General features: G+C 66.9%; 6 protein-coding genes and 1 tRNA gene. All 7 read left to right on the top strand.

Annotated elements, in window-relative coordinates; all coding sequences use genetic code 11:
* The first annotated feature begins 63 nt into the window (after positions 1–63).
* The 7 genes from B118_RS0119795 to B118_RS31900 all read left to right on the top strand — a co-directional run bounded on the left by B118_RS0119795 (position 64) and on the right by B118_RS31900 (position 5,452).
* The gene (locus tag B118_RS0119795; RefSeq protein WP_028193288.1) at positions 64–1,473 is read left to right on the top strand and encodes an APC family permease; all 1,410 of its coding nucleotides are present in this window, start codon (positions 64–66) and stop codon (positions 1,471–1,473) included.
* On the top strand, positions 1,473–2,483 hold the full coding sequence (locus B118_RS0119800; protein WP_420329461.1) for an acetamidase/formamidase family protein: 1,011 nt from the start codon (positions 1,473–1,475) through the stop codon (positions 2,481–2,483). The genes B118_RS0119795 and B118_RS0119800 overlap by 1 nt, the downstream gene beginning before the upstream one ends.
* A gap of 11 nt (positions 2,484–2,494) precedes the next feature.
* Positions 2,495–3,169 carry a GOLPH3/VPS74 family protein gene (locus tag B118_RS0119805; RefSeq protein WP_028193290.1) on the top strand — a complete coding sequence of 225 codons (675 nt, stop codon included), beginning with the start codon at positions 2,495–2,497 and terminating at the stop codon, positions 3,167–3,169.
* A 303-nt stretch (positions 3,170–3,472) separates the two neighbouring features.
* Positions 3,473–4,000, top strand: coding sequence for a DUF6244 family protein (locus B118_RS0119815; RefSeq protein ID WP_028193292.1), 528 nt, complete (start codon positions 3,473–3,475; stop codon positions 3,998–4,000).
* 197 nt (positions 4,001–4,197) lie between these two features.
* Positions 4,198–4,599, top strand: a complete 402-nt coding sequence (locus B118_RS0119820; RefSeq protein WP_028193293.1) for a CdiA C-terminal domain-containing protein — start codon at positions 4,198–4,200, stop codon at positions 4,597–4,599.
* A 14-nt stretch (positions 4,600–4,613) separates the two neighbouring features.
* Positions 4,614–5,069 carry a SitI3 family protein gene (locus tag B118_RS0119825; RefSeq protein ID WP_028193294.1) on the top strand — a complete coding sequence of 152 codons (456 nt, stop codon included), beginning with the start codon at positions 4,614–4,616 and terminating at the stop codon, positions 5,067–5,069.
* A gap of 264 nt (positions 5,070–5,333) precedes the next feature.
* Positions 5,334–5,452, top strand: a tRNA-Ser gene (locus tag B118_RS31900).
* The last annotated feature ends 679 nt before the right edge of the window (positions 5,453–6,131 follow it).

A 6,131-nucleotide genomic window follows, 5' to 3' on the forward strand; every position in this document is an offset into this window, starting at 1 on the left:
AGCCGGCGCTTCTCGTGGGGCAGACATCGACGATTCATTGATCAACTTGAGAGAGGGTCCTGGATGTTCGATCAGAACGAACTGGAGCGTTACGGCTATCGGCAGGAGTTGAGCCGGCAGTTGCGGTTCCGGGACCTGCTTGCCTACGGGCTGGTGTATATGGTGCCGATCGCCCCGATGGCGATCTTTGGCAGCGTGTACGCCGGCTCCGGTGGCATGGTGGCTCTGGCGTACACCATCGGTGTGGTGGCGCTGGTGTTCACCGCGTTCTCGTACGCCCAGATGGTCCGGGCGTTTCCGATGTCAGGCAGCGTCTACAACTACGCCGGCCGGGGCATCCGGCCACCTGTCGGCTTTCTCGCCGGCTGGGTGATCCTCCTCGACTACGTCCTGGTACCCGGGCTGCTTTACCTGGTGGCGTCGGTGGCGATGCACGCGACCGTGCCGTCGGTACCGGTGTGGGCGTGGCTGCTGGGGTTCGTCGCCGTCAACACGATCGTGAACTCGGTCGGGATTCGCATGACCGCAGTGGCCACTCGGGTGATGCTGGTCGGTGAGCTGATCGTCTTGGCCATCTTCCTGGCCGTCGCCGGCTGGGCCGTCGCCTCCGGGAAGGGTCGGTTCAGTTGGGAGGCGTTCTACAGCCCGGACACGTTCACCTGGTCGATCGTCGCGGGCGCGGTGTCGATCGCGGTGCTGTCGTTCCTCGGGTTCGACGGCATCTCGATGCTGGCCGAGGAGGCCAAGGGCGGGGCTCGGCAGATCGGCCGGGCGATGGCCGCCGTGCTTGTGTTAGCGGGTGTGTTGTTCATCGCGCAGACGTGGCTGGCCGCGATGCTCGTCCCCGACGCCGGCGCCCTGCTGGCCGACGGGGACCCGAACGGCACCGCCTTCTACGATGCTGCGGCTGTAGCTGGCGGGAGTTGGCTGGCGACGTTGTGCGCGGTGGCGACGGCGATCGCGTGGGGGTTGCCGAACTCGATGGTCGCCCAGGTCGCGACGTCCCGGTTGTTGTACGCGATGGCCCGGGACCGGCAGTTGCCCGCCTTCTTGGCGAAGGTGTCGGTCCGCCGGAACGTGCCGATCAACGCGACCCTGCTCACCGGTGTGGTGTCCCTCGTGCTGGGCCTGTACATGGCTGGCCGCTCTAACGGGATCACCCTGCTGTCGTCGTTGATCAACTTTGGTGCGATGGTCGCGTTCCTGGTCCTGCATGTCTCCGTGGTCGTGCATTACCTCATCCGGAGCCGCAGTCGCAACTGGTGGGCGCACCTGGTGATGCCGGCGGCCGGGTTCGGAATCCTCGCGTATGTGGTGGTAAACGCGAACATCGCCGCCCAGCGCCTCGGCTTGGCCTGGCTGGCCCTCGGCCTGATCGTCCTCGCCGGCCTTTACCTGTCGGGTCGCCGTCCGGTCCTGTCTGGCCTGGCGCCTGTCGAGCCGCAGCAGCAGCGTGACGTGGAGCGGGTGTGATGGCCATGGAGAAGATCACCTATCGTCCGGCGCGGGACGAGTGGGCCTACACCTTCGGCGGGCGGATGCCGGTCGCGCACCTGCGCTCCGGCGATGTGCTTGAGGTCGCGACGGAGGACTGTTTTGGCGGCCTCGTCCGCGGGCCGGCCGACTTGCCGTCGCAGGTGTGCCGCATGCCCTACCTCAACCCCGTGTCCGGGCCCTTCTTCATCGAGGACGCCGAGCCGGGCGACACCCTCGCCATCCACCTCATTTCAATCGTTCCAGCGCGGGATTGGGGTGTGTCGTCGACGTTCCCGCACTTCGGGGCCCTCACCTCGACCTCGCACACGGCTGCCCTGCAGCCGCCGCTTGAGGAGCGGGTGTGGGTGTATGGCATCGACCGGCAGGCTGGGACGGTGCGGTTCCAGGCCACCGAAAGTGACCACACGGTGGACCTGCCCCTCGACCCGATGATCGGCACCATCGGGGTCGCACCCGGCGGGTTCGAGGCCCGCTCCACGATCGTCCCCGACACCCACGGCGGCAACCTCGACACCCCTGAGCTCCGGGCCGGGACCACCCTTTACCTGGGGGTGAACGTGCACGGGGCAATGCTGGCCCTCGGCGACGGCCACGCCCGCCAAGGTGAGGGCGAAGCCTGCGGCGTCGGCGTGGAGATCGCCACCACCACGACCCTTGCCGTCGAGGTGATCAAGGGCGTACCGGCGATGTGGCCTCGACTGGAAACCGACACCTCGATCATGTCCATCGGGTGCGCCCGTCCTCTCGAAGACGCCTACCGAATCGCCTATCACGACTTGGTCGGCTGGGTCGAGTCTCTGGCTGGGCTGGAGACGCTGGACGCCTACCAGTTGGTGTCGCAGGCGGGGCGGTCGCCGATCGGCAACGTGTGCGACCCCAACTACACCATCCTCGCCGCGATCGGCAAGGCGCTGCTTCCCTCGGCCGACCCGGCCTATGTTGGGGTGCACAGCCGGCTGCGCCAGTCCGTGGCCGGGCTGCGGTAGGGGCGACGGCGATGAGTCTTCCTCGACTGCCGCTGCGGGACGAGCTGTTTCTGCTCGGCCACAATGACGACACTGGACAACCGCATGTCCACCGGCAAGCCCTGGCGCTCGGGCTCGCCGGCGCGGTCCTGATCGACTTGTTCTTAGCCGGACGTCTCGTCCTCGACCCGAACGACGACCGCCCGGCCAGCGAGCGGTGGCTCCGTCTACACACCGACCAGCCAATCGGAGACCTGATCGCTGACGCCGCCATCGCGGCCATCCGCTACGGACGCAGCGTCCCACCGGTGAAGACCTTCCTGCGCGGCTTCGCCGACGACCTCTACGAACGCACCCGCGCCGGCCTGGTCGCCGCCGGGATCCTCCGACAAAGCACCCGCCGACGCCTGGGAGGCCTCGCCCGCACCGACACCTACCTTGCCACCGACAGCAAGTGGGCCGTCGTTGCCCGCGCCCGGCTGCGGTACCTCGCTGCCGGCCGGGAGCAGCCCGACAACCACACCGCCGCGCTCGCCGGCCTGGTCGCCGCACTCGGCCTGACCACCCACCTCTACCTCAACGACGACGGCACAGCCGTGACGGCGCGTTTGAAGGCCATTGCTGACCAGCATCACCGATCGGTGCGGGACATCACCGCCGCCATCGATGCGGCGGTCGGTGACCTCACCACCGCGGCGTACCGGTGAACCGAGACCACAAGGACATCAATCCGATGGAAACCGTTGCGTGTATCCGTGCTGCCCGTTGGGCGGACAAGTACCCGGTCGCCGCGCTGATAGCCGACGCCCTCCAGCCCAGCCCTCTCGCTGCGTGGCTGGTGCCCTACCCGCAGCAGCGCCGCCAGGTGCTGACCGATGTTGCCGCGATCTGGGTGGAACACGCGATGTTCTTCGGTGACCACCCTGCGTCGGCGTCTGGTGGCCCCGCGGGTGCCCCGGTAGTTTCAACGGCTGAAGACCTTCACTGTTTCCGATTGGGAAGTCGGCTACGTGTCGCACATTGAGAAGATCGCCGGCGAACTCCGGGCGCTGATGGCTGGCGTGGAACGCGCGCGGGGGTTGGCAGCTGCTGCGGACAGGCAAGCGCAGGAGGTGACCTTGCGGGCTGCGGGCGCGGGCTTCGCCGCTGTGGCGGCGGGCATGGTCCGGGTGCGGAACGCGATCACCGGAATCCAGGGCGGCCTGGGTAGCCTCGCCGGGTCGATCGGTGAGGCGGCGAAGGCAACCGCGGCGGTACCCCGCGAGGCCACCCCGCAGGAGACGATCGCAGGGCTGACACCCGTGCTGAGCGCGACTGACAGCACCCGTGACGCGGCCACAGGCGCCATCACCCAGGTCGGTGAGGCGCAGCAGCTCGTCAACATGGTCCTGCAGGGCGGGCAGCCCGGGCCGCTGCTACAGGCCCTGGACAGCATCAAGCAGGTCCTGGTGCTGGTCGCCCAGCGCACCGGCGCTGTCCGGCAGTCTATCGAAGTGGCTATCGGCGAAGCGCGACAGTTGGGGGCCTCGGGAAACTGAGGAGGGCTGGCGGTCCCGTACCGGCCAGCCCTACTCACCACGACGGTGCCGGGGCATCGACAGTTCCTGCCGCGAGTGACGCCGCCTCCGCTGATATTGACCCCGCAGCAGAATCCTGGAGCAGGAAACCTACCGGCATCCTGGGCGGATCGCCGACCGGACCGCGGACCAAGGTCTCCCGCAACCAGAAGTCCGTGGTGGCGCAACGCTCGATCCAGCTCGAGAACGAATGCGCCGACACGGTGGCCGACAAGGGCTACCGCCTTCACCAGAACCCCACCAAGCACGAGGTCGCAAACGCTCGGGCCCACACCCGCGACGCCGGAGACCCGGACAAGAATCCTGACTATCTGATCGAAGGCCACGTCTTCGATTGCTACTCTCCCACCGCGTCCAAGCCAGTACGGGGCATATGGAGCGAGGTCTCCCAAAAGGCCGGCGAGCAGCAGACGCAGCGGGTGGTGCTGAACCTTCAGGACTGGCGTGGAGACCTCGTAGCCCTGCGCAAGCAGTTCAACGACTGGCCAATACCAGGGCTGAAGGAGCTGGTGGCGGTGACACCAAGCCGTGAGATCGTGCAGATCGTACGCCGGGACTGAAGGAGGCAACGCAAATGGCTATCGAGTTTCGACTGACGTTGGCGGGGGACATCCCGCTGGACCAGGTAGCCGAACTCGCCGCTCCTGAAGCCACCGAGAAGCCGACCCCTCCAGGGCACCCGCGGCTGCTCAGCGCCGACCTCTACGAGCAGTGCGGGTACGCGGTCAGCATCACCGAGGGCAGCCACGGCTACTACGACGCCGAGGATGACGACGGCGCCCGCTGGGAGTGGGAACCAGACACCTACGTCAACATCGGCTTCCGCATGCGCGCCGACGACATGGGCGACAAGGGAATCCCGAACATGCTCGCGACCGTGGCCCGTGTCCTCAACGGCCGGCCCGAGGACACCGCACTGGTGCAGGACGGCAACTGGCTGCTGTTGACGCGAGTCGGAGGAACCGTGCGTAAGCACAACGTGGCCCTGTGGTACGACGAGGCCTTCGACAACATTCTCCCCGGTGAGTGACACGGGACTGTGAAACTTGATGACAGACCCGCGCTCGGCCTGCCACTCGCGTCCGCATCTGCGGGCTTTGACGCCTGCGACCCTGCCTTCCTGCCCAACGGCGTCGAGGCAGCCGAGTGCCGCTGGTTCACCAGAACTCGTCGCATGTGTTGTTGCGGACCCAGTGGCACGGCTCCTCCCACATTTTTCGTGCTCACAAGAGTGCTCACGCTTCAAGATCGAATGTGCCGGATCGGGGGGTAGGGCGTGACAGTATCTGACATAGGTGGAGGTTGGTTTTCCCTGCTCAGGTGATGTATCGGCACCTCACGTCACGACGTGACAGAATCGTTGCCATACTGGCAGTGTGGGGGTCAGGGGTTCGAGTCCCCTCGGCTCCACCGAACGCACCATTGTGCGACCGGTGGTTCATCTGAGATGCCCCGTCCGTTCCGGGCGGGGCATCGTCATGTCGGTGGGAATCCTGACCACGTGCCGACCCCATTGTTGCTGCGGGTCGCTGTCCCGGTTGACCCGTTGAATTCAAGACCGTCATGCACCTGTCGGCCAGTCAGGCCGCGGGACCGTACCTGTCACCTGCCGGTGAGCAGACCCGTGGATCTGCCCGTAGCGCGGGGAGCGGATCTTGCTGAGGTGGGCTGTCGCTGGCGGTGCCCGCAGACTTCCCAAGGGTGCTCACCGCGGTCGGTCAGGATCTCCTGAACGGGCGGCGCGGGGGAGGATTCCGGATCTGTCGGTGTTAACTGCCGCTGCCGCGACGGCCACCCCTATCGCTTCCAGTACGGATCTCCGTATTGCAATGGTTCGTCGTCTCGCAGACGTCGGAAGGCGGGCGTCATGTCATGAGCAGAACCCGACCGGTGGACGTCGCTGACCTGTAAGTCCGGCCCGGGGTTAGCTGTCACATAGGTCGGGTTGATGCCCGTATGGGGTGTGGTCGGGGGCACGGTGGTGGCGGAATCCCGGCCGCCGTCAGGGCGTTACACCATGCGTACGACCGAGCCGGCGTTCCGCCGATGGCGGATGCCAGCCGTGCGTGAGCCCCGGAATGTTGGCGGCCCG

Origin of the sequence: Salinispora pacifica CNR114, assembly GCF_000514775.1 — a bacterium.
Taxonomy (GTDB): domain Bacteria; phylum Actinomycetota; class Actinomycetes; order Mycobacteriales; family Micromonosporaceae; genus Micromonospora; species Micromonospora pacifica.